The following is a 784-nucleotide window of genomic DNA, read 5'->3' on the forward strand; positions in this document are numbered from 1 at the left end:
CGCAACTCCACTGGCTCCTATCGGGACTGTCACTGGAAAACAGTCACGGGCATCATCCTTTAAAGGGACTAGAAGTGTGACCCATGACAGTGATCATCATATTGCCCTTGAACGATCCTTTTGAGCCGTCAAACTTGTTGCCATTACACGGTAAGAAGATGACGCTCAATGACCGACCTCCCTGATGATATCGAGCAACTTAAAGCCATGCTATTGGCGAAAGAGGCGTTGCTGCATGACAAAGAGGAAGAGATCTCGGCGTTAAAAAACCACGTTCAGTTATTGGTTGAGCAGTTAAATCTGAGCCAATCAAAACGCTTTGCCGCGCAAAGTGAAAAAGTGGCGAAAGGCACCTTCAACGAAGCCGAGCAGCAAGATGCGTTACCCTCAGCGCCTAAGGCGCGACGTAAAACAGGACGTAAACCCCTACCTGCTGATCTTGAGCGTGAGGTGCACACCCACACCTTAAATACCCCCTATTGCGCGTGCTGCGACACGCCCTTACACGCCTGTGGCAAGGAAGTGAGCGAAACCTTGAAAATCGTGCCGCAGCGGGTCAGTGTCATTCGTCATGAGCGCACCAAATATGCCTGTCGCCAGTGCGAGCAAACCGCTGAAACCAGCCAGGTAGTAACCGCACCGAAGCCGGCTAGCATGATCTAAAAGCTTAGGCTGATCCACGAGGCGTTTGTCGCCGCTCGTGACCGCCAAGTATGTGGATGCACTGCCGCTATATCTCAAGTCGATATGCTGAACCGAGCGGGTATCGACATTAGCCGCGCCA

Annotated in this window: 1 pseudogene; it reads left to right on the forward strand. The window is 52.2% G+C overall.

Going from position 1 to position 784, the window contains the following annotated elements:
• Positions 1-168: 168 nt before the first annotated feature.
• Positions 169-784: pseudogene (locus DZ54_RS23085) on the forward strand (transposase); the annotation flags it as partial.

Origin of the sequence: Salinivibrio socompensis S35, from assembly GCF_000513715.1 — a bacterium.
GTDB lineage: Bacteria > Pseudomonadota > Gammaproteobacteria > Enterobacterales > Vibrionaceae > Salinivibrio > Salinivibrio socompensis.